This window comes from Micromonospora sp. NPDC005367, assembly GCF_040606825.1.
Taxonomy (GTDB): domain Bacteria; phylum Actinomycetota; class Actinomycetes; order Mycobacteriales; family Micromonosporaceae; genus Micromonospora.
Window position 1 is genome coordinate 112,976 of record NZ_JBEXFP010000018.1, and the last position, 21,805, is coordinate 134,780.

Below are 21,805 nucleotides of genomic sequence, written 5' to 3' on the forward strand. Positions count from 1 at the left end.
CGGCCCGGCTCAGCCGGGTGCCGGTCCATCACGGAGCTCACCACGGGCCGAAGACCCGGTCGCCGGTGGCCGAGATCGCGGCGCAGAGTTCGTCGAGGTCGGCGCCGGTGGACGCGGCGAGCGCGCGGACGGTCAGCGGGATGAGGTACGACGCGTTGGGGCGGCCACGGTGCGGCGTGGGGGTGAGGTACGGGGCGTCGGTCTCCACCAGGATCTGGTCGATCGGCGTCAACGCGGCGGCCTCGCGCAGCGCTGCGGCGCTGGCGAAGGTGACCGTGCCGGCGAAGCTGAGCAGGTAGCCACGGCGTACGCACTCGGCGGCGAAGGCGGCGTCGCCGGAGAAGCAGTGCAGCACCACGGTGTCCGGCGCGCCCTCGTCGTCGAGGATGCGCAGTACCTCGGCGTGCGCGTCGCGGTCGTGGATGACGAGTGCCTTGCCGTACCGCTTGGCGATGGCGATGTGCGCCCGGAAGCTCTCCTCCTGGGCGGCGCGGCCCTCGTCGCCGGTGCGGAAGAAGTCCATCCCGGTCTCCCCGACGCCCCGCACCCGGTCGTGGGCGGCGAGCGCCTCGATCTCGCGCAGCGCCTCGTCCAGCTCGGGCAGGCGAGGGGCGTCGTTGGGGTGCAACGCCACGGTGGCCACCACCGCCGGATACCGCTGCGCGGTCGCCACGCCCCACTGGGACGAGGGGACGTCCACTCCGACCTGCACCAGGCGGTCCACCCCGACCCTGGTGGCGACCTCGATGGCCGTACCGACCGGGTCGTCGGAGGGACCGCCACCGGGGACACCGGCCTCGCTGACCGTTATGTCCAGGTGCGTGTGGCTGTCGAGCACCGGGCGGGGCAGGGGCTCCGGGGCGGGCGGGAACTCGCCCGCACGCCGGGCGGCACGGGCGCGCCGGGACTCGGCTGCGTCGATCGGCTGTTCGGTTGGCTGGCTCATCACCCAAAGGATCACACACCGAGCTGGTCCACCCGCCCGCCACCTGCTGTTCACCTCGATTACCGAGGGCGACTCTACGGTCGCCCGGTGAGCGAGCGGAACGCAGCGAACCACTGGGAACAGCCGCGTGGCGCTCGCGCCGACGCGCAGCGGCGACACGAGTGGGCAGATCACGGGTACCGCGGCACGGTGACGCGATGAGCGTCGAGCCGCAGACCAGCGGTGAGGCCGACGGACGTACCGGGCTGCGGGTGACGTACGGCGGCAGTGTGTACCCGGCGGAGGAGATCGCGCGGGGTGCCGCGTACGAGCTGTTCAGCGCCGACCAGGTGCCCGGGTTCGAGTGGGCGCCCCGGCCCGGTTCGGCCCTGCCCTGGCACCGGTTCGTGCACGTCACCGAGGTGGCCGCGGTGCACGGCGCGCCGGAGCCGCCGGAGGAGCCGGAGTCGCCGCTGATGATCCCGGCGCACCGGGAGCGGAGCTGGGGGTACGTGCACCAGCTCAGTCAGCGGCCGGACGCCGCCGGTGACCCGCTGCTCGGCACGGTCCGCGGGTCGGCGGTGGTCCGGCGGGGTACCCGGATGGTGAAGATGCTCTCCGCCCGGCAGCTCGCCGGGTATGTGCGGGGGTGGCTGCCGCACGGCTTCTGCTACCGCGAGCACGACGTGGCGCACCTGCGTACGCCGGCCACGGCGATGTTGCTGCGTACCGACGGCGACGTGAGCCGCGACGGCGTGGACGTGGCGTACGCGTTGCGCTGGCGGGCCGCCGACCCGGGCGACTACGACATCCCGGTGGGTGCGGCGCACCGGGGGTTGACCGCGCTGCCGCCCCGGGACCGGTTGGGCCCTCCGGTGCTCGGCACCGGTTTCGTGCCCAGCAGCAGCCAGCTGATCCCCGAGTTCGTCACCCGCGACTTCGCCGACCTGCCGATGCCGGCGAACGCGAGCCTGCTCGCCTACCCGACCGAGGGAGTCGAGGTGGTGTTGTACACCTACCAGGCGGAGCAGCGGGGTTGGCTGCGGATGGTCGGGCCGCAGTGGCGGCACCTGCTCGCCGCGGTACCGGGGCTCTCGCCCGACCAGGAGTACCTGCCGGTCGGTGAGGCGCCCCGATCCACCCACCTGGTCGGAACGTACGGCGGAGCCGAGTACGAGGCGGTCGCCGACCTGCCTGGCGGCTTCCGGGTGCTGGCGATGACCCGGGCCGCCCGCTATCCGGTCGAGGCGGCGGCCCGCCGGCTGCGCATCGGACAGTGGCGGGGCGTGCCCTGCGTCGTGCTGCGGGAGGAGGCGGGCTGGCTGCGGCTCCGGCTGCGCCGGCCGGACCCGGACAGCGTGGCGCTCACCGGGGCACAGTGCCACGACCGGGGCGTGTACGAGGTCTGGGCGCCGGGGGCGGAGGTCACTGACGCGCAGGTGGTGGACTTCCCGTACGCGCTCTGAGGTGGCGGGCGGAGGGCTGTCGCCCGCCGCGCCGGACCGGGCATATCGGCGGATCGGACGGGAATGCGCCGGGCGAGGAGAGAACCGAGCCCGACTTCAGGAGAAGAGCATGCCGTTCATCACCGTGGGTACGGAGAACTCCGCGCCCATCGACCTGTACTACGAGGATCACGGCTCCGGCCAGCCGATCGTGCTGATCCACGGCTTCCCGTTCAACGGTGCGACCTGGGAGAAGCAGACCATTCCGCTACTGAACGCCGGTTACCGGGTCATCACCTACGACCGGCGCGGTTTCGGCAACTCGGCGCAGCCGACCATCGGGTACGACTACGACACCTTCAGCGCCGACCTCGACGTCCTGATGTCCGAGCTGGACCTGCGCAACGTGATCCTGATCGGGCACTCGATGGGCACCGGTGAGGTGACCCGATACCTCGGCGCGTACGGGTCGCAGCGGGTCAGCAAGGCGATCATGTTGGCCCCGCTGGCGCCGTTCCTGATGCAGACGGCGGACAACCCGGAGGGTGTCGAGAAGAGTCTCTTCGACGGCTTCCAGCAGGCGATCATCAAGGATCGCTTCGCTTTCCTCACCCAGTTCTGCAACAACTTCTTCAACTGGAGCGAGAACAAGGGCAAGCTGGTCAGCGAGGAGGCGTACCGGGCGCACTGGGAGATCGGCGCACGGGCCTCGGCCAAGGGCACCTACGACTCGGTGAACGCCTGGCTGACCGACTTCCGGGGCGACCTGCCGCAGATCGACGTACCGGTGCTGATCGTGCAGGGTGACAAGGACAACGTGCTGCCGTTCGCGAAGACCGGGCAGCGGTTGCAAGCGATGCTCGCCGGCAGCCAGTTGATCACCTTGAAGGGCGCTCCGCACGGTATCCCGTGGACGAACGCCGACGAGGTCAACGACGCAATCATGAACTTCATCGGGGCGCCGGCGATGAGCCGCGCCTGATGCCGTCCGCGGCCGCGCCTGGTGCGGGGCGCGGGCCGGGCACGACCGGCTCTCCGCCGGTCGGGTGAGGTGCGGCCCGGGGATGCCCCGGGCCGCACCGCCGGGTCCGGACCCCGCCGGCAGCCTGTCGTCGGTCGGGCCGGTCCGGCAGCCGCCGGTCGCGGGCCCGTGGATCCGTCAGGCGCCGAGCCGGGCCAGCTCCTCGTCGACGATCGACGGGTCGAGCTTGCGGAACACCGGCTTCGGCGCCGCGAGCGGCCGCCCGACCGCCAGCGGTACGGACTCCCACCGCGTGCCCTGCGTGTAGTCCCCCGTCAGCACCGGGTACGCCGGCCCGCCGTCGAGGTCCTCCATCTCCACGATCCGCGGCATCGGCGCGTGCACACCGGTGCCGCCGAGCAGCTCGTACACCTTCTGCGCGGAGTGCGGCAGGAACGGGGTGAGCAGCGTGTTGGCGTCGCTGACCACCTGGAGGGCGACGTGCAGGATGGTGCCCATCCGCGGCTTGTCGGCCTCGTCCTTGAGCTTCCACGGGGCCTGCTCGGAGAGGTACTTGTTCGCCTCGGCGACCACCTTCATCGCCTCGCCGATCGCCTGCTTCTGCCGGTGCCGGCCGATCAGGTCGCCGACCACTTCGAAGCCGGCGCGGGCGGTGGCGAGCAGCGCCTCGTCGGCCTCGGTGAGACCGGCCGGGTCGATCGGCGGGATCGCGCCGAAGTTCTTCGCCGCCATCGAGACGGAGCGGTTGACCAGGTTGCCCCAACCGGCGACCAGCTCGTCGTTGTTGCGGCGGAGGAATTCCGCCCAGGTGAAGTCGGTGTCGTTGCTCTCCGGCCCGGCGGCGGCGATGAAGTAGCGCAGCGCGTCGGCGTCGTAGCGCTCCAGGAAGTCGCGGACGTAGATGACGACCCGCCGGGACGAGGAGAACTTGCGGCCCTCCATGGTCAGGTACTCGCTGGAGACCACCTCGGTCGGGAGGTTGAGCCGCCCGAGTTCGCCCGGCTCGCCGTCGCGCGCTCCTTCGCCGGAGTAGCCGGCGAGCAGCGCGGGCCAGATCACCGAGTGGAAGACGATGTTGTCCTTGCCCATGAAGTAGTACGTCTGGGCGTCCTTCCCCTCCCCGTCGGTGGACCACCAGCGGCGCCACGCCTCCGGGTCGCCGGAGCGGCGGGCCCACTCGATGGACGCGGAGAGGTAACCGATGACCGCGTCGAACCAAACGTAGATCCGCTTGTCGGACCGGTCCCGCCAACCCTCGAGCGGGATCGGCACGCCCCATTCGAGGTCCCGGGTGATCGCGCGGGGCTGGAGGTCGTCCAGGAGGTTCTTCGAGAACCGCAGCACGTTGGGACGCCACCCTTCCCGGGTGTCCAGCCACTGCCGGAGCACGTCCGCCAGGGCGGGCAGGTCCAGGAAGAAGTGCTCGGTCTCGACGAACTCCGGCGTCTCCCCGTTGATCTTCGACTTCGGGTTGATCAGGTCGATCGGGTCGAGCTGGTTGCCGCAGTTGTCGCACTGGTCGCCGCGGGCGCTGTCGTAGCCGCAGATCGGGCAGGTGCCCTCGATGTAGCGGTCGGGCAGCGTCCGACCGGTGGACGGGGAGATCGCGCCCATCGTGGTCTTCGGCACGATGTAGCCGTTGCGGTACATCCCCTCGAACAGCTCCTGCACCACGGCGTAGTGGTTGCGGGTGGTGGTGCGGGTGAACAGGTCGTACGAGAGCCCGAGGCCGTGCAGGTCCTCGACGATCACCCGGTTGTAGCGGTCGGCCAGCTCACGCGGGGTGACCCCCTCGGCGTCGGCCTGCACCTGGATCGGGGTGCCGTGCTCGTCCGTGCCGGAGACCATGAGCACGTCGTGGCCGGCCATCCGCATGTACCGGCTGAAGACGTCGGAGGGAACGCCGAAACCGGAAACGTGGCCGATGTGGCGCGGGCCGTTGGCGTACGGCCAGGCAACCGCCGCGAGAACGTGACTCATGACCAGCAAGCCTAGTGACCCGCCCCGCCTGCCGACGAATCAATACACCCGCACCCCACCCCCACAACCGGTGATCATGAAGTTGTTGCCGCCCGTGCCGCGGCGGTCGTGACGGTGCCGGGTCGGCGAACCGGCCAGGATTCCCAGGCCGATGGTCCGATTTGTCATCGACACGACGTTATGCTGCCCGATCGGGGGAACGAGCGGGTGTGCAATGAACGTCGTGGCTGGCAGACGAGCGCGCCGTGAACCGGACGAACGCCCCTCGCGGGCGGCGCTCGCCGACGGGCGGGACACCTCGCCCGGCAACGACGCCCCGACCCGGCCGGACACCGGCGGGGACGCCTCCGCGGACGACGACACGTCGGGCGACGGACCCGCGCGCACCCCGACGGCGCGGGGCCCCGGGGTGGCGCCCCAGCCCCGTCCGGTGCCCGGCACCGACGCCGCGCCGACCCCCGGCCGATCACCACGCACCGGTCCGGCGCCCGAGCGGGAGCAGACCCGGCTACCGCGGACCGGCAAGGTGCCGGCGCCCGCCCGCACCCGCCGAGACCAGCCGGAGACCGCCGACAGCCCGGCGGAGACCGAAGACGAATCGTCCGGTCGCCCGGCCGCGGAGCACCCCGGCCACGCCGCGACGCCGAGCCGGGATGGCGACCGCGCACCCGAGGAGGAGCGCGCCGCCGACGTGGAGCCGACGACCGGGGCGCCGGTGGACGCGCTGCCGCGCCGGGTGCCCGTACGCCAGTCCAAGCGGCGAGGTCGCCTGGCCCTCGGCACCGACGGCGAGCCCGGTGAGGACGATCAGACGTTCTGGGCGCCGATCGAGGAGGTGCACTGGGACGGCACCCCGATCCGCGAGGAGCCGGCACAGGAGCGGAACCGGCCGGCCCGGGATGACGCCGGCCGCCGCCGGCGCGCCCGTCGTGCCAGCCACCCGCGGACCCGCTTCCCGGGCTCGCCGCGCTGCTGGCGCTGAGCCTGGTCGCGGCGTTCTTCGCCTGGGTCAGCGCCGGGCCGCTCTGGGTCGCGCTGGGCCACGCCACGCATGGCACCACGGTGATCACCGAATGCGGTGGCAGTGGCCTGACGCAGCGCTGCCGAGGCATCTTCACCGCCGACGACCGGCGCTTCATCGCCCACGGGGTGCGGGTCAGCGACGTGCCGGCCGACCGGGCGGTGCCCGGCAGGACACTCCCGGCCCGGATGACCGGCCCGCAGGGCGCGACCGCGTACGCCGACGCCGGCGGGGCCGCCCATCACCTGCGCTGGGTGCTCGGCCTGCTGGCCGTGGCGGGTTGCGGCGCCGGGATCGCCCGCTGGACCGGGGCAACCCGGCTGAAGGGTCAGCGGGCGCGCCGCTGGGGGATCGGCCTCGCGTTCGCCGGGCCGGCGCTGATCACGGCGGGTTTCCTCGTCACCGCCTGGTGACCCGCGCGGGCGCTCACTCTCCGACGAGCGGATCCGGCAGCTGGAGATCCAGGCCCTCGGCCGGCCGCCCGACGGTCGCGCGGCCGGACGGGTCCGGAGTTGATCAGCGGTGCACGACGCCGTACACGTCGCGGCGGCGCAGGCCGTACGCGGTGGCCACCTCGCTGATCGCGTCCCGCCGGGAGAGGCCGGCCGCCTCCCGGTCGGCGACAGCGGCGCGCAGCGTGTCGTCGTCGGGGGGCTCCGGCGCGGTCGCGGGCGCTCCGGCCACAACCAGCGTGATCTCGCCACGCGGCCCCCCCTCGGCGGCCCAGCGGGCCAGCTCGCCGAGCGGCCGGCGGAGCACCTCCTCGTACGTCTTGGTGAGCTCGCGGCAGAGCGCGGCCGGGCGGTCGGCGCCGAACGTGTCCGCCAGGTCGGCCAGCGCGCTGGCGACCCGGTGCGGCGCCTCGAAGATCACGAGGGTGCGCTCCTCGCCGGCGAGCGCCCGTAGGCGGGACCGCCGCGCGCCGGGCGAGCGGGGCAGGAAGCCCTCGAAGCAGAACCTGTCGCAGGGCAGCCCGGAGAGGGCGAGGGCGGTGGTGACCGCGCTCGGCCCCGGCGCGGCGGTGACCGGTGCCCCGACGTCCAGCGCGGCACGGACCAGCCGGTAGCCGGGGTCGGAGACGCTCGGCATGCCGCCGTCGGTGACCAGGGCGACGGTGTAGCCGGCCTGGATCACCTCGACCAGTTCGGGCGTACGCCGTTCCTCGTTGCCCTCGAAGTAGGAGACGATCCGGCCCGGCACGGTGACGTCGAGGTCGCGGGCCAGCCGGGTGAGGCGACGGGTGTCCTCGGCGGCCACCACGTCGGCGGTGGTGAGCACCTCACGGAACCGCGCGGATGCGTCCGCCGGGTTACCGAGCGGCGCGCCGAGCAGGATGAGACGTCCAACGTCCGACAAATCACCCACGAGATCTTTCGCTCCTCGATCGACGGCGGTGGCGGGATCGGGGACGACTGACGCCACCGGTCACCTCCGCAGCCTACGATCGCCGGGTGACGAGTGCGTCGACAGCACAGAGCGCGAACGCGCCCCGGGTCGATTCGGAGCGTACCGCCGGTGGCGGGCCGGCCGACGGCGGCCGCGTTCCGAGCGTGGTCCGCGCCCGGCTGGCCACCGTCGAGGCGCGGCTCGACCGGTGGTCGTGGCTGGCCACCGGCGTGGTCGTGCTCATCGCCGGCATCCTGCGCTTCGTCGGCCTGTCCGGCCCCAAGGGCAAGATCTTCGACGAGACCTACTACGCCAAGGACGCGTACGGGCTGATCTCGCGCGGCGTCGAGTGGAACTACAAGGACGGCGGCCCGTCGTACGTGGTGCATCCGCCGCTGGGCAAGTGGCTCATCGGGCTCGGCGAGTGGGCGTTCGGCTACCAGGACGCGGAGAGCCACGTCTCGGTGCCGGGGCACCTCATGACCACTGCGCCGGAGTTCGGCTGGCGTTTCTCGGCGGCCGTCATCGGCACCCTGTCGGTGCTGCTGCTGGTACGGATCGGGCGGCGGCTGTTCCGGTCCACCGCGCTCGGCTGCGCGGCCGGCCTGCTGCTCGCCCTGGACGGCTTCCACCTGGTGCTCTCCCGCACGGCGCTGCTCGACATCTTCCTGCTCTTCTTCGTGCTGGCCGCGTTCGGCGCGCTGGTGCTGGACCGGGACGCCCGCCGACGGCAGTGGACGCGCGCGCTGGACGCGGGGCTGGATCCCACCCAGCCGGGGCGGGCCGGTCGACCGGCCAACGGGTGGCGCGGGTGGCCGTGGTGGCGTCTCGTCGCAGCGGTGCTGTTCGCGGGCGCCTGCGCGGTGAAGTGGAGCGGGCTCTACTTCCTGCCGGCGTTCGTGCTGCTGGTGTTCGTCTGGGAGGCCGGTGTCCGCCGCTCGGCGGGCGTACGCCGCCCGTGGCGGGACGCGTTCGTCGGCGAACTGCCCTGGCTGACGCTGGCCGGGGCGCTGATGCTCGGCACCTACCTGGCCACCTGGTCCGGCTGGTTGTTGACCGATGACGGCTACTACCGCCTGGCCGCCAACTACCCGGGCGCCCCGCTGAGCGACAAACCGGTGATCGGGCCGCTGATCAACCTCTTCGAATACCACAAGGCCGCGTACGGCTTCCACACCCACCTGGACACGGGGCACAAGTACCAGTCCTGGCCGTGGCAGTGGCTGCTGCTGGGCCGCCCGGTCGCGTTCTACTGGTCCGGCGACGGCCCGTGCGGGGCGACGAACTGCGCGGCGGAGATCCTGCTGCTCGGCACCCCGCTGCTGTGGTGGTCGTTCCTCCCGGCCCTGGTAGCGACCGCCTGGCTCGGCCTGGCCCGCCGGGACTGGCGGGCGGGCGCCATCCTGCTGATGGTGGCCGCGGGCCTGCTGCCCTGGTTCTGGTTCGCCCTGGACGGGCGGACGATGTTCTCCTTCTACACCGCGCCGGCGCTGCCGTTCATGGTGCTGGCGGTGGTGTACGTGCTCGGTGCGATCGTCTCGCCGACGGGGGCGCGGGCCGGAGCGGCCCGGACAGGCGACGCGGGATACGACCGCCGGTTGATCGGTGGTGTCGTCGCGGGCGCCTACGTGTTGCTGGTGGCGCTCTGCTTCGCGTACTTCTATCCGATCTTCGTCGGCGAGGTGATCCCGTACGCGGAGTGGTCGTCCCGCATGTGGTTGGGCGGTCGCTGGATCTGACCCGTAACGGATCCGCCGCCGGTCGTCCGCCGGGGGCCCGATGGGCGGCAGGCGGCGGAGCACGACGGCAACGAGAACGGCCCGTACGCGTTCGCGTGCGAGCCGTTCCGACAGAGAAGCGCGCCCCGATCGCCTGCCACGGGGGAAGCGGGCGATTGGGGCGCGCACGAGAAGCTTAACCACCCCGCACCACCGGCACAACGGGTCAACTTGGGTCAGATTTCTGACGGATACCCCTTTGGTCACGGGACAGATCCGACAACTGACCCTGGGTCACCGATGGCACCGTATCGCCTCCGAAGCGGCGCGAGGACGACGATTCCGACAGCCGCGCGGGGACGGCGGCCGCGCGGCTGCGACGGCGGCGGTGGGGGCGGTGGGGGCGGCGGCGGTTCCGGCGCCGACACACCCGAGTGATCATCCTAAGTGGACCTCACTACACTTCGCCCAGTGATCAACTTAAGACGTTCCACCACCGTCCTCGCCGGACTGGTGGTGATTCCCGCGCTGCTCGGGCCGGTACCGGCCATGGCCGACGAGCCGGAGCCCGCCGAGCCGCCCCGGGTGGAGCTGGTCCTCGACGTCAGCGGCTCGATGGGGGCCCGGGACATCGAGGGCAAGAGCCGGATCTCGGTGGCACAGCAGGCGTTCGACGAGGTCGTCGACGCGCTGCCGGAAACCACCCAGCTCGGTATCCGGGTGCTCGGTGCGACGTACAAGGGCGAGAACAAGAAGGTCGGCTGCCAGGACACCCAGCAGATCGTCCCGGTGGGCCCGGTGGACCGGACCCAGGCGAAGGACGCCGTGGCCGGGTTGAAGCCGACCGGTTTCACCCCCGTCGGGCTCGCGCTGCGCGAAGCCGCCGAGGACCTCGGCTCCGGTGCCACCACCCGAAGGATCGTGCTGATCACCGACGGCGAGGACACCTGCGCACCGCCCGACCCGTGCGACGTCGCGCGGGAACTCGCCGCGCAGGGCACCCGGCTGGTCGTCGACACGCTGGGCCTCGCGCCCGACGAGAAGGTACGCCGGCAGCTGCTCTGCATCGCCGCCGCGACCGGCGGGACGTACACCGCGGCGCAGAGCACCGACCAGCTGACCAACCGGATCAAGCAGCTGGTGGACCGGGCCCAGGAGACGTACACCCGCACGCCGACGGTGGTCGGCGGCAGCTCCGTCTGCGAGGGGGCGCCGCTGCTCGCTCCCGGCGTCTACACCGACCGGGAGAAGTTCTCCGAGCACCGCTGGTACCGGGTGCCGGTACGGCCGGGTCAGGAGCTGCGCGCCTCGGTGAGCGTGGCGCTGGACCGGCCCGTCAACCCGGACTACGGCGTACTGCTGCGGGCCGTCGCGACCGACGGCCGGGAGCTGGTCCGCGGGGTGGACGCGGGCAGCGACCGGGCGGACGTGGTCTCCGCCGGCCTGCGCTGGTCGGACGACCACGAGGACGATCAGGACGACGCGGACGAGCGGGACAACTCGGACGGCTCGATCACCACGGCGGCGACCGACCCGGAGATCGTGCCGCCGACCATGGTCTGCCTGGTCGTCAGCAACTCGTTCGCCCCTCGTGCCGGCACCGAGGCGAGCCCGGGCATGCCGGTGGAGCTGACCGTCGACGTCGTCGCGGCGTCGCCGACGCCGAAGGGCCCGGACCTCGGCCGCGGCTGGGTGCTGCTGGCCCTGCTGACCGTGGCCGGCCTGATCACCGGTCTGCTCACCGGCCTGCTGACCCGCTGGTGGGTGGCCACGTGGAGGGAGAAGTGAGCGTGCGTACGACTCTGACCCGGTCGCTGGCCGCGCTGGTCGCCGCCGCCGGCCCGGTGGCGCTGCCCGCCGCGGCACTCGCCGCCCCGAGCGATGGGCCGACGCCCTCCCCCGGTGCCGCGACGGTGACCCGTGCCGGCACCTCCTTCCTCACCGCGACCACGATCGCCGCCGGCCAGCCGGTCCAGGTGGACGCCTCGACGGGCGACTACCTCTACTGGTCGTTCACCGCGGACGCCGGGCAGGTGCACGACATCTCGGCCACCGTCTCGTTCCCCGGTGCCCGCAGCGGCGCGTCGACCTGGACCGTCGAGGTCTTCGACGGGCTTCGCCGCCGGCAGGCGTGCACGGCCGGGGCGCAGACCCCGACCGTCGACAAGGCGGCGAGCAGCGTCTCGCTCGGCTGCACGCTGCGCGAGGTACGGCCGTGGGCCGAGCCGTGGTCGGGCGATCCACTGCCCGGCACGTACTTCGTCCGGCTCTCGGTCGCCGACGTGCCGGAGCCGGACCTGGGCGCGCCGGTCGAGGTCGAATTGCTGGTCAGCGCCGACGGCGAGGGCGCCCCGGCCGACGACGGCGAGCTGGCGGTGCCGTTGGTGCCGAACACCCGGGCCGGCGCGGTGCTGACCGACGAGCAGGCCGCCGCGCCCGTCGACGACGCGGACCAGGAGAGCTGGTTCGACGACCTGCTGCCCGCGCTGGGCTCGCGGTGGATCTGGACGAGCGTCGGCGGCGTCCTGGCCGCGGTGGCCGGCGTGGTCGGCTTCGCGCTCACCCGTCGGCCCCGCCGCGTCTGACACGTCGGCGGTGAGCTGCCGGTCCCGTCCCGAGCCGCACAGGTCGGGACGGGACCGGTACCCGCTGGACGGCTCAGGTGCTCCTCGGTCCCCGGGGCAGCCACCCGATGAAGCGGTCCTGGAGGGATGTCACGGAAGCGGTGCGCAGATCCTCGCTGGCGGCAGCGAGGCAGGATCCCAGGTAGACGCTGAGCGTCGCGCGGTCGCCGTACTCCTGGAGCAGCCGGCTGCGCTTCGTCGCGCACGGCCATTCCTCGCCGCAGGAGCCGCAGCTCCAGTTGGGCGGCTCCGGCGCGTGTTCACCGCTCACCGGGCCAGACGGTTCCGCACCACCGGTCATCGCACTCCCTCTCCGGTTCCGACAGGGGCCGGCGGGCGCGCCGACCTGAACTTACGACGTTCGATGCCCTCGTGCCGTGCTTGGGCTACAGCGCCGCAGAACCATCCTGTGTTACATGGTTGCGGTACTTTCGCCAGTCATGGCAGTCAGAAAGTTGACGGTTGGCCGATCGGGCAGCCGACCGACCCGGCTCGGCCCGCGCACCTACTGGCCGTCGCGGCATCCACGCCCCGCCGGGACGGGCGATGCGTGACCTGCTGCCGCCGGAGGTCGCGGTGGCCGTGGCCGGGCCCGGCGACTGGGCCGGTCGACTGCTCGCCGAAGAACTCGCCTGCCTCGGCGAACGGGCGGTGGAGAGCCGACGGCGGGACTTCACCGCCGGTCGGGTCTGCGCGCGGCGGGCGATGGCCACGCTCGGACTGCCACCGGCCCCCGTGCCGGCCGCCGACCGGGCGCCGGTGTGGCCGTCCGGCGTGGTCGGCACCATCACCCACACCCGGGGATACTGCGCGGCGGCCGCGGCCCGCAGCTCCGAGGTCCGCGCCATCGGCATGGACGCGGAGCAGCACAAGGAACTCAGTCCGGGGGTACGCCGACTGATCTGCCTGCCCGAGGAGGACGTGCGTCTCGCCCGGCTGCCGGTCGGCGTCTCCTGGCCGGCGGTGCTGTTCAGCGCCAAGGAAACCATCTACAAGGTGTGGCATCCGGTGGTCGGCACCTGGCTCGACTTCACCGACGCGCTGGTCGAGATCGACCCGGACGCCGGCACCTTCAGCGCCCGGATCGCGCCCGCCCGGGTCGACGCCGCGCCGGTCGGGAATCCACCGCGAGCGGTGCACGGGCGCTTCGTGGTGACCGACGGTCTGGTCCGCACCGCCGCGGTACTGCCCCTGTCGTGACGAGCGCGGGCGGGCCCCGGCGGGGCACAACCGGTCGTCCGGGCACGGTAGCGTCGGCGAGTTCCCTCTCTCCCCTCCCATGCCCACGATCCAAGGAGTACGGTGAGCCACCCCGAGCCGCCCGCCGGGCCGCACGATCCCGACCAGCCGTATCCGGAGCCGCCGACCCAGGCGTTCCCCACGGCCCCGATCCCGTCGGCACCGCAGGGCGGAACGATGCCCCCGGCCCCGCCGCTCCCGACCGACGCGACGGCCCCGATGCCGCCGGCCCAGGCCATTCCGGCCGACCCGACCGTCGCGATGCCGTACGGCCCGGCGATTCCGACCGACTCGACCGTCGCGATGCCACCGCCCCCGTTCCCGCAGAGCGCCACCACCCCGATGCCGACGTCCCCGTTCCCTCAGGGCAACGCCACCACCCCGATGCCGACGGCGTCGGCCGGGCCGACGAGTTCGATGCCGTACGACCCGTGGGCACCGACCGCCGGAGGGCAGCAGCCGACGGCCGTACCCCAGCAGCCGGTTCCGGGTTCGCCGCAACCGCCCGTCTCCGGCAGCCCGTGGGCAGCGCCCTCAACGCCCGGGCCGGCCGGGTCCGGCGTACCTCAGCAGCCGTCCGGTAACCCCTGGGCCGCGCCCGGCACGGCTCAGCCGCCGCCACCGCCCGGTCCCTACCCGCCCGCCGGCCAGCCGTACCCGGCCCCGCCCGGTGCCTACCCGCCCGGTGCCTACCCGCCCGGTGCCTACCCGCCCGGTGCCTACCCGCCCGGCGGTTATCCGCCCGGCGGGCCGCAGCCGCCGCAGAAGAAGTCGAACAAGACGGTGCTGATCATCGTCATCGTGGCGGCGGTGCTGGCTCTGCTCTGCTGCGGTGGCGGCGTCGCCGCCTTGATCTACGGTGCGAACCAGGCGGACGAGGTGGTGGCCTCCCTGCCGACCACGACGCCGACCGGAGACGTGGACAGCCCGTCGGCCCTCCCGGTCGACCCGGACGAGACGGCCGACGGCGAGACCTGGAACATGCCGGTCGGCGACACCCTCGTGATCAGCAACGACCTCAGTGCTGTCGAGATCACCGTGACGAAGTTCAGCACCAGGACGAAGGGCTGCAACCAGTTCGCGCCGAAGCCGGACAAGGGCATCTACCTGATCGCGGACGTCACCGTCGAGGTCACCAAGGGCAGCGCCGCGGTGAATCCGCTCTACTTCCAATGGGTGGCGGCGGACGGTACGGAGACCAACGCCATTGCCGGACTGTTCGCCGGCTGCGGTGAGAGCCTCGAGCCCGGTGAGATCGCCGCGGGGCGCAAGCTGACCGGCACGGTGGTGTTCAACGTCGCGGACAAGAAGGGTGTGCTGGAGTACCTGCACCAGTTCCAGCCCGCCGGATCCTGGAAGCCGTAGCGGTTGATCGGGAGGTCGGCCTGTCACGTCCGGCCTCCCACCGCCCGCCAGTCGAGAAGCCGGCGGTACGCCTCGAAGCCGTCCGGCACCCAGGCCCACTCGGTGAGCCGCCGGTCCAGCTCGTCCTCGGTCAGGAAATCGTGCCAGGCGACCTCCTCGGGTTGCGGGGCGACCTTCGCCGGGCAGCGCACCTCGTAGACGGACGACCACCAGCTGTGCTCGGAGGTCTCGTAGAGGAACTTGAACAACGGCACGGGAGCGGGCAGACCGGGTACCCCCAGCTCCTCCTCGGCCTCCCGCAGCGCCGCCGCGTCGTACGACTCGCCCGCACCGACCACCCCGCCGACGAACATGTCGTACAGCGACGGGAAGACGAGCTTACGAGCGGTACGGCGGTGCACGAACACGCGATCCTCGTCGTCCCGCGCCAGCACGAACGCGCAGCGGTGCCGGAGTCCGGCGGCGTACACCTCGCCGCGCCGAGCCTGGCCCACCACTCGGTCCTGCTCGTCGACGATGTCCAACAACTCGTCCGCGGACAGTGGCGACTGATCCTCCATGGGCACAGCCTGCCACTTGTTACCGTCGAGTTACAGTTACCGTCGAGTTCGGGCGGCAATGACGGAATGCGATTCTTGTTCACCCGCACTCCCGACTCGGCCGTCTACGTGTTAGTAACATTGCTTCCGGCGACAACGGACGTACCAAAAAGTGGAGTTAACTCTCCAATGGGCGACCGGAAAGCAGGCAGCGCGGTCGCCGGACCTGCGCGACTGTCGCTATTGCATCCCCGCCGGCAATGGGTTCCGTAAACAACGTCAAGTACCGTCTCCTCTCGTGCCCGAATCCGCTCGACGATTGATCGCTGATCGCTACCGGCTCGTCCGACCGCTCGGTCAAGGCGGGATGGGCCGCGTTTGGCAGGCCCTTGACGAAATGCTCCAGCGGGACGTGGCCCTCAAGGAACTCGTGGCGCCACCCGGGCTGAGTGACGGCGAACTGCACGAGCTGCGCGAACGGTCCATGCGCGAGGCGCGCGCCGTCGCCCGCCTCGGCCATGTCAACGTCGTACGCGTCTTCGACGTGCTGCTCACCGACGGCGACCCGTGGATCGTCATGGAACTGGTCCCGTCCCGCACGCTGCAGCAGGCGCTGGAGGCCGACGGACCGATGCCGCCGGCCCGAGCCGCACGGATCGGCCTGGCCGTGCTGAGCGCGCTGCGCGCCGCCCACGGAGCCGGGATCCTGCACCGGGACGTCAAGCCGGCCAACGTGCTGCTCGCCGACGACGGCCGGGTCGTGCTGACGGATTTCGGGCTGGCGACCCTGCCCGGGGATCCACGCATGACGCGAACCGGCATGGTCCTCGGCTCGCCGGCGTACCTCGCTCCGGAGCGGGTCACCGACGGCGCAGTCGGTCCGGCCGCCGACCTCTGGTCGCTCGGCGCCACCCTCTACTCGGCGGTCGAGGGACGCACCCCGTACAGCCGCTCCACGCCCATCGCGACGCTCGCCGCGCTGGCCACCGAGGCGCCACCACCGCCGCGGCAGGCAGGCGCGCTGACCGAACTGCTGGACGGGCTGCTGCGGCGGGATCCGCGACAGCGGATCAGCGCCGAGGAGGCGGGTCGGCTGCTGACTCGCGCCGCCGCCACGGGCGACGACACCAACACGGCCGGGCCGGCGGCGGACGGGCCGATCACCCGGGTCAACTCCGACGGCGGACCCCGCCCGCAGATCGTGCCGGAGTTCGTCGCCGCCGGCCCCCTCCCAACCTCCGACCCCGCCCCTCCGCCGCCGGACGCGGCCGTACCCGCCCCCTCCTCGCCCGCGGCGGACAGCCCGGGACGGGCCGACGCGACCGCCCCGGGCGGGCCCGGGACGACCACGGGAGCCGGAACCGGCTCGGCCGCGGCGAACGTTCCGGGCGCGACCCCGGGCAGCAGGCCCGGATCGGCCGGTCCGGGCGAGACCGGCGGTACGGTCGCTCCCGCCACCGACGTACCTGCCGCGTCGCCGGTCCGGCGGCGTCGTGGCCTGCTGGTCGGGTCGGCCGCCGTCGCGGTGCTCGTACTGCTCCTGGGCGTGGCGATCGTGAACGGCGGGCTGTTCGGCGCAAGGGCCGATGACCAGGCCACGGCGGCGACCGCCGACCCGTCCGCGCTCGCCGAGACGCCGGTGTCGAGGGAGCTGCCGCCACCGGGCGCGGGCTGGCACTACCACCGCGACGATCCCCGCTTCCTCGTACCGGTGCTGGACGGCTGGCAGCCGCGGCGCGCCGGTGAGCGGATCGAGTTCCGCGAGCCGGACGGTGCCCGGCTGCTCGTCGTCGGGGAACTCGACTCGGCTCCGACCAGTGTGGTCGCCGAGCTGCGGGCCCGGGAGAAGACGGAGCGCAAGCAGTACGACGACTACCAGAAGGTCCGCCTCGCCACGGTCGAGTACCAGGTACGGGCGGCCGAATGGGAGTGGACGTACACCGGCGGGGACGGCATGCGGATGCACGCGGTGAGCCGTGACTTCGTCGCCAACAACGGGCACGCGTACACGATCGGCTGGACCACCGCGGACGCCGAATGGCTGGCCGGTCGGAGTATCTTCGAGCTGGTCGCGGACGGGTTCCAGGCGCTGCCTCCGGCCGGCGTTCCGTCGAGGTCCACCAGGCCCCCGTCGGGCGGGCCGGAGCACGGGCAGGCGTCGCCCGGTACGGGCAGCAGTCCGACGGCCGGCGCCACGAATCCGGCGCAGCCGCCCGCCTCGGTGGCTCCGCCACCGCAGCGGACTCCGGCCGCTCCGCCCGCCGGCGATCAGATCGTCAGCTTCGCCAGTGGCCGCTGCATCGACATCCCGGGCGGCAACGCCACCGCCGGTGCCCGGCTCCGGATCTGGGACTGCCGCCGGTCGGCCGGGCAGCTGTGGACCTTCCCGTCCGACGGCAGCGTTCGCTCGATGGGCAAGTGCCTCGATGTGGCCGGACACTCGACGCAGAACGGCGCAGCCGTCCAGCTGGCCGACTGCACCGGTGCGAGCTCCCAGAGGTTCAACCTGAACAAGGCACACGACCTGGTGTACGTACGAGCGGACAAGTGCGTCGACGTGGTCGACGCCAACCCGGACAACGGCGCCCGGTTGCAGATCTGGGACTGCACCGGCGCAGCGCACCAGAAGTGGCGGCGCGACTGACATCTGCGGTCGTGGCACCGACGTGATCGCCCACGCTCGGTGACGTCGGCGAGCGTGGGGAGACGCTGGGCGAGATGGTCAGGTATCACCAGGCCGCCAGCCGGCACCGCGACTTCCACAGGTTCGACCGGCGCGGACGTCTCCCACGCTCCGGTGGACACTTCGGGCCCGCCCGGGTCCGTACGTCCCCGGCTGGCCGCGGATGACGGATATTGCCAGGGCCACGCGAACCCCGTGCCCAGCCAGCTCGGAAGCGGGGTGAGCATGGTGCATGTCGCCCCCGCTCGTCCAGTTGCCCGCCAGGTGTCGCCACACCGACAGTCCTCAATAGCCAAACCGATCGACAATGGACGTTCGGAGGGCTTGTAAGATCATTCGACTTGGTTCAATCTGTACTGACGCTTTGGGGGGCCGATGTCAGAAACCGAGTTGGTCAGGTTTGTCGTCCGCGACGGCACCGCGGTCATCGTCGAGGTCGAGGAAGAGCGAAGGGGCTCGGCGCCTGTCGGCAGGCGGGTCAACGGGATTCGCGAAGCGCGCGAGTTCTTCGATGCGAACCTTGCCCATATCCGACTCGCCGCCGAGGCGATACTCGAAGATCTGCGCAGAGCTTCAAGCCCCGACGAAATCAAGATCGGTTTCGCGGTGAAGATGACGACCGAAGTGGGGGCGGTGATCGCCCGGTCGGCATTGGAGGGAAACATCTCGGTCGAACTGCTGTGGCGACGCGCCGACCCCACGGAAGTACACAGGTCGTGAGCAACCTCCACGAGAGGTGGCGGCTGGAGGTGGTCGGCGAAACCACGGGATGCGGTTTCGCCGTCACGCCGACACATGCGCTCACCTGCGCCCACCTCATCGATCCTGAGCAGCGGACCTGCCTCGTCACCTCGCTGCCCGGAGCTCGACGGGTGGCCATCCCCAGCACCTTCGACGGCGACACCAACCCCGTCCCCGACATCGCGGTAGTCGACATCTCTGGCCACCCGGCCGACGCCCTCGCGTCCATGGGCCCGGCGACACGGCCCACGACAGGAACGGTCCTGGATCTCTTCGGGCTACCGGACCGCGGCCAGGAAGGACGTCACAGCCAAGCGCGCGTGGTGGGCCCCAGTCGTACCGGCGAATGGCTCCAGATCGACGCCTGCCAGGGCCACACGCCGTGGGTGGAGACCGGATTCAGCGGCAGCGCGGCCACGGACGCGACAACCGGACTCGTGGTCGGCATGGTGGTCAACGCGGAGAGATCACTGGCAGCACGAGCCGCCTGGATCATCCCCGTCGACACGCTCCTGCTGAGCGTGCCCTGGCTCGCCGACGTGCTCGCCGATCCACTCGCCGGAGACCCCGCGTACGTCGCCATGCTGCGGGCGCTGGACGGCCGGCGTTACACCTCGGCCCTCGATCAGCTGCCCGACCTGCACAGCAGGCACGCGAGAAGTTCGGACCTGTACTACTACTGGGCACTCGTCCTGCTGCAAGGCACCCGCCCGGCGAACCACTCCGGCGAGCTGGTCGGCAGCATCGAGCGCCTGCTTGGTGAGGCCTGCCGCCTCGCCCCCGATTCGGCCCACGCGCACGCCCTCCTGGCGCTGGTCCGCGAGGACTACTACGGGCTGCGCAGCCTGCCAGTGGCAGGCCACGACAGCAACAACCTGGCCGTACGCCAGGTCTCCACCAGTCACGCTGCCGAAATCGTCGGTCATGTCCCGGCGCCGGAGTGTCTGACGTGGCTCAGTCTCTACCGACGAAGCATGGGGTGAGAAGACATGACGGAAAACCACAGTCGGCAAGAGTTGGTACACAAGTACTTCAATCCGATACCCGCGAGGCCCTCGAACCTCGGCGCCCTGATCGCGCTCAGCGGTGGCGGCCTGCTTCTGCTCGTCGGCATTCTGTCTCTCATCGGCGCGTCCCTGGACAGCGGCATGTCGGGCCTGGCCTGCCTCGGCTGCCTGGGCATCGTCGGCGGCGGCGCGGCCGCGATCTTCGGCGGCCTCAAGCTTGCCGGCGCCTACTCCTCCTACAAATCGGCGTTCACCGCGGCCTATCCCCGTGCCTCCGACGAGCAGATGGATCAGTGGCTGGAGGAAGGAAAAGGATACGCGGCGGACGCCGGCCGCCGGCGACTGAACCGCCACCCGGGCGAGGTCACCCTGAAATGGGGCGAGAACCTTCTGGTCTTCCACGGGTTGCCGCCGGAAGTCCCCTACCAGATCGCCCGCGGAGCAGACGGCGTGCTGCGCGCCTCGCTCTACAAGGTTCTGGTCGTCTATTTGTCGAATTACCGGCTGCTGACCTACGAGTCCATTCTCGACATGCGTAGCGGTGCGACGGTCAGCGATGCGACCAAGGAATACCACCTGCAGAGCGTGGACGGACTGGAGACCGCAAGCGACCGCGTGAACTTCTTCCTCCCGGCCGGCAGCCAGGCGCCACCACCCCCAACGCCGGGTCAGCCGATGCAGCCGAACCAGGCGGCGATCCCGATCACCACTCCCGGCGGCGACATCGTCCACGTGACCGGAAGGCAGACCCTACGGCTCATGGTCTCCGGAAGGCCCGCCATCGAGTTGGTCATGGGTATCGCTGCCACGGACCGGCTGCACATCGAAGGAGTTTCCGGCTCAACCACGGAAAGCATGATCCACACCCTCCGCGAGTACCTGCGTCGCCACAACGGCGGCATCCCGGGACAGGGCTCCCTGCCCGGCGCCGTTCCTCCCTTGCCCCCGCTCGGCCCGGAGTGACGCACCTCCCCCGGCACCGCCATCGAGGCGGCCTCCCGCGGGCTTCCGGCAGTCGGGCCTCGTTCCGGCCCGACTGCCGACGTCGTTCTTCCGGGCGCTCCCGGCCTCGACGCAGTCCGGCCGGCCACCCGGCCGGGCGGCTTCGCACCTCGGCCTGCCGGTCGCAGAGGTGGATCAGCTCCTCGCTGCGCCCCCAGGCTGTCCTTCGAGGGGTGCCCGCTGGCTGCGTGTGAGCACCGCCCCGCTCGTCCGGGTGCCGCACAGAACCGCAAAGGCCGTCTCCGACTAGCGGAAACGGCCTTTGATCTGGGTGGGTGGAGCTGAGGGGATTTGAACCCCTGACCCCCTCGATGCGAACGAGGTGCGCTACCGGTCTGCGCCACAGCCCCTCCGCCGGCGAACCGGCGTCGGTCCCACCCGGCTAACACCGGGCGGGCCGGCGACAAGGCTAACAGGTCCACCGCCCCGGGGGCGAATCCGCCCCCGGGGCGCCGCACCGTACCGGCCGAACGTGGCGTCTTCGGCGTTGCGCAAAAGACCCAGAAGAGACCGAACCGGGCCCAGCGATCGGGGTGATCGACTCGACTTCCGTGAAGTCGGGGCGTCCGGGCACGTCGGACGCCCCGACTTCAATGATCTCGAGTTGACCACGTGTTCTCTGCGGGCCAGCCGGGCAGCGGTCAGGCCGGACGGGCATGAAGGGGCCGGGCCAGGCGGTGACGGGACCTGACCTGGCGAGAGGCCGGACCAGGCCAGGCGGAATCCGACCTGACCAGGCAGAGAGCCGGGACGGGCCAAGCGGAACCGGGCCGGGCCGAGCCAGGCCGGGACGAGCCCGGCCGAGCCAGGCCGGGACGGGACGGGCCGGGACGGGACGGGCCGGGCCGGGACGGGCCAAGCCGAGCCGAGCCGAGCCGGGCCGGGCCGAGCCGGGCCGAGCCGAGCCAGGCCAAGCCCGGCCGAGCCAGGCCGGGACGGGCCGAGCCGAGCCGGGACGAGCCAGGACGGGCCGGGACGGGCCGAACCGAGCCAGGCCGGGCCAGGACAGGCCGGCGGTGGTCAGGCCGTGTGGGAGCCCCGGCCGGCCTCGTAGCGCCGAGCCCCGGCGGCGCGCGTGGTGAACGTGGCCTCGGTCGGCCAACAGCCGATCGACTTCGACGACCCGCAGTTCGAACACGACTTCCGCG

Annotated in this window: 19 protein-coding genes and 1 tRNA gene; 13 read left to right on the forward strand and 7 right to left on the reverse strand. The window is 72.0% G+C overall.

Translation table 11 applies throughout. The features are described 5' to 3' along the window. Nucleotides 1-37 precede the first annotated feature (37 nt). On the reverse strand, nt 38-946 hold the full coding sequence (locus ABZS42_RS15560; RefSeq protein WP_355145636.1) for a TatD family hydrolase: 909 nt from the start codon (nt 944-946) through the stop codon (nt 38-40). 197 nt (nt 947-1,143) lie between these two features. On the opposite strand from ABZS42_RS15560, the gene ABZS42_RS15565 reads away from it, so the two are divergent. Continuing rightward, nucleotides 1,144-2,391, forward strand: coding sequence for a hypothetical protein (locus ABZS42_RS15565; protein ID WP_355145638.1), 1,248 nt, complete (start codon nt 1,144-1,146; stop codon nt 2,389-2,391). A gap of 109 nt (nt 2,392-2,500) precedes the next feature. Next, a complete protein-coding gene (locus tag ABZS42_RS15570) occupies nt 2,501-3,352 on the forward strand; it encodes an alpha/beta hydrolase (protein WP_355145639.1) in 852 nt (283 codons plus the stop codon). A gap of 177 nt (nt 3,353-3,529) precedes the next feature. On the opposite strand, the gene metG is transcribed toward ABZS42_RS15570, so the two are convergent. Continuing rightward, the gene (metG, locus tag ABZS42_RS15575) at nt 3,530-5,332 is read right to left on the reverse strand and encodes a methionine--tRNA ligase (protein WP_355145641.1); all 1,803 of its coding nucleotides are present in this window, start codon (nt 5,330-5,332) and stop codon (nt 3,530-3,532) included. A gap of 39 nt (nt 5,333-5,371) precedes the next feature. Next, nucleotides 5,372-5,500, reverse strand: coding sequence for a hypothetical protein (locus ABZS42_RS15580; protein WP_355145643.1), 129 nt, complete (start codon nt 5,498-5,500; stop codon nt 5,372-5,374). A gap of 55 nt (nt 5,501-5,555) precedes the next feature. Here ABZS42_RS15580 and ABZS42_RS15585 point away from each other — a divergent pair, with 55 nt between their 5' ends. Together ABZS42_RS15585 and ABZS42_RS15590 are read left to right on the forward strand one after the other, a co-directional pair. Beyond that, nucleotides 5,556-6,314: a hypothetical protein gene (locus ABZS42_RS15585; protein ID WP_355145645.1), complete on the forward strand. Its 759-nt coding sequence runs from the start codon at nt 5,556-5,558 to the stop codon at nt 6,312-6,314. Nucleotides 6,315-6,394: 80 nt separating this feature from the next. Next, nucleotides 6,395-6,766, forward strand: a complete 372-nt coding sequence (locus ABZS42_RS15590; protein WP_355145647.1) for a hypothetical protein — start codon at nt 6,395-6,397, stop codon at nt 6,764-6,766. A gap of 103 nt (nt 6,767-6,869) precedes the next feature. Here ABZS42_RS15590 and rsmI read toward each other — a convergent pair whose 3' ends face one another. Then, nucleotides 6,870-7,718, reverse strand: coding sequence for a 16S rRNA (cytidine(1402)-2'-O)-methyltransferase (gene rsmI, locus ABZS42_RS15595; RefSeq protein WP_355145649.1), 849 nt, complete (start codon nt 7,716-7,718; stop codon nt 6,870-6,872). Between the two features lie 86 nt (nt 7,719-7,804). Between rsmI and ABZS42_RS15600 the strand changes: the two genes are divergently transcribed. From ABZS42_RS15600 to ABZS42_RS15610, 3 genes are all read left to right on the forward strand, one after another. Further along, nucleotides 7,805-9,478, forward strand: a complete 1,674-nt coding sequence (locus ABZS42_RS15600) for a phospholipid carrier-dependent glycosyltransferase (RefSeq protein ID WP_355145651.1) — start codon at nt 7,805-7,807, stop codon at nt 9,476-9,478. Between the two features lie 450 nt (nt 9,479-9,928). Then, nucleotides 9,929-11,245: a VWA domain-containing protein gene (locus ABZS42_RS15605; RefSeq protein WP_355145653.1), complete on the forward strand. Its 1,317-nt coding sequence runs from the start codon at nt 9,929-9,931 to the stop codon at nt 11,243-11,245. Between the two features lie 56 nt (nt 11,246-11,301). Then, nucleotides 11,302-12,042 (forward strand): peptidase, encoded by a 741-nt coding sequence (locus ABZS42_RS15610; protein ID WP_355145691.1) that lies wholly within the window; start codon nt 11,302-11,304, stop codon nt 12,040-12,042. Between the two features lie 73 nt (nt 12,043-12,115). Here the strand turns inward: ABZS42_RS15610 and ABZS42_RS15615 are convergent, their stop codons facing one another. Continuing rightward, the gene (locus ABZS42_RS15615) at nt 12,116-12,352 is read right to left on the reverse strand and encodes a hypothetical protein (protein WP_355145655.1); all 237 of its coding nucleotides are present in this window, start codon (nt 12,350-12,352) and stop codon (nt 12,116-12,118) included. A 275-nt stretch (nt 12,353-12,627) separates the two neighbouring features. Between ABZS42_RS15615 and ABZS42_RS15620 the strand changes: the two genes are divergently transcribed. Together ABZS42_RS15620 and ABZS42_RS15625 are read left to right on the forward strand one after the other, a co-directional pair. Beyond that, entirely contained in the window at nt 12,628-13,281 is a 654-nt protein-coding gene (locus tag ABZS42_RS15620; protein ID WP_355145657.1) for a 4'-phosphopantetheinyl transferase superfamily protein, read from the forward strand. Nucleotides 13,282-13,383: 102 nt separating this feature from the next. After that, nucleotides 13,384-14,685 (forward strand): DUF4352 domain-containing protein, encoded by a 1,302-nt coding sequence (locus ABZS42_RS15625; protein ID WP_355145659.1) that lies wholly within the window; start codon nt 13,384-13,386, stop codon nt 14,683-14,685. 23 nt (nt 14,686-14,708) lie between these two features. Here the strand turns inward: ABZS42_RS15625 and ABZS42_RS15630 are convergent, their stop codons facing one another. Then, a complete protein-coding gene (locus ABZS42_RS15630; protein ID WP_355145661.1) occupies nt 14,709-15,245 on the reverse strand; it encodes an NUDIX domain-containing protein in 537 nt (178 codons plus the stop codon). A 277-nt stretch (nt 15,246-15,522) separates the two neighbouring features. On the opposite strand from ABZS42_RS15630, the gene ABZS42_RS15635 reads away from it, so the two are divergent. The 4 genes from ABZS42_RS15635 (at nt 15,523) to ABZS42_RS15650 (ending at nt 20,618) form a co-directional block, all read left to right on the forward strand. Beyond that, nucleotides 15,523-17,868, forward strand: coding sequence for a ricin-type beta-trefoil lectin domain protein (locus ABZS42_RS15635; protein ID WP_355145663.1), 2,346 nt, complete (start codon nt 15,523-15,525; stop codon nt 17,866-17,868). Between the two features lie 414 nt (nt 17,869-18,282). Next, a complete protein-coding gene (locus ABZS42_RS15640) occupies nt 18,283-18,627 on the forward strand; it encodes a CU044_2847 family protein (protein ID WP_355145665.1) in 345 nt (114 codons plus the stop codon). Continuing rightward, entirely contained in the window at nt 18,624-19,631 is a 1,008-nt protein-coding gene (locus ABZS42_RS15645; RefSeq protein WP_355145667.1) for a serine protease, read from the forward strand. The genes ABZS42_RS15640 and ABZS42_RS15645 overlap by 4 nt, the downstream gene beginning before the upstream one ends. Nucleotides 19,632-19,637: 6 nt before the next feature. Beyond that, nucleotides 19,638-20,618, forward strand: a complete 981-nt coding sequence (locus ABZS42_RS15650) for a hypothetical protein (RefSeq protein WP_355145671.1) — start codon at nt 19,638-19,640, stop codon at nt 20,616-20,618. Between the two features lie 315 nt (nt 20,619-20,933). Here ABZS42_RS15650 and ABZS42_RS15655 read toward each other — a convergent pair. Further along, nucleotides 20,934-21,007, reverse strand: a tRNA-Ala gene (locus ABZS42_RS15655). Nucleotides 21,008-21,805: the final 798 nt, after the last annotated feature.

Coding starts and splice junctions, on each gene's coding strand:
- ABZS42_RS15620 (WP_355145657.1), top strand. CDS start 12,628: ATGCGTGACCTGCTGCCGCCGGAGGTCGCGGTGGCCGTGGCCGGGCCC.
- ABZS42_RS15630 (WP_355145661.1), bottom strand. CDS start 15,245: ATGGAGGATCAGTCGCCACTGTCCGCGGACGAGTTGTTGGACATCGTC.
- ABZS42_RS15565 (WP_355145638.1), top strand. CDS start 1,144: ATGAGCGTCGAGCCGCAGACCAGCGGTGAGGCCGACGGACGTACCGGG.
- ABZS42_RS15580 (WP_355145643.1), bottom strand. CDS start 5,500: ATGACAAATCGGACCATCGGCCTGGGAATCCTGGCCGGTTCGCCGACC.
- ABZS42_RS15650 (WP_355145671.1), top strand. CDS start 19,638: ATGACGGAAAACCACAGTCGGCAAGAGTTGGTACACAAGTACTTCAAT.
- ABZS42_RS15560 (WP_355145636.1), bottom strand. CDS start 946: ATGAGCCAGCCAACCGAACAGCCGATCGACGCAGCCGAGTCCCGGCGC.
- ABZS42_RS15570 (WP_355145639.1), top strand. CDS start 2,501: ATGCCGTTCATCACCGTGGGTACGGAGAACTCCGCGCCCATCGACCTG.
- metG (WP_355145641.1), bottom strand. CDS start 5,332: ATGAGTCACGTTCTCGCGGCGGTTGCCTGGCCGTACGCCAACGGCCCG.
- ABZS42_RS15640 (WP_355145665.1), top strand. CDS start 18,283: ATGTCAGAAACCGAGTTGGTCAGGTTTGTCGTCCGCGACGGCACCGCG.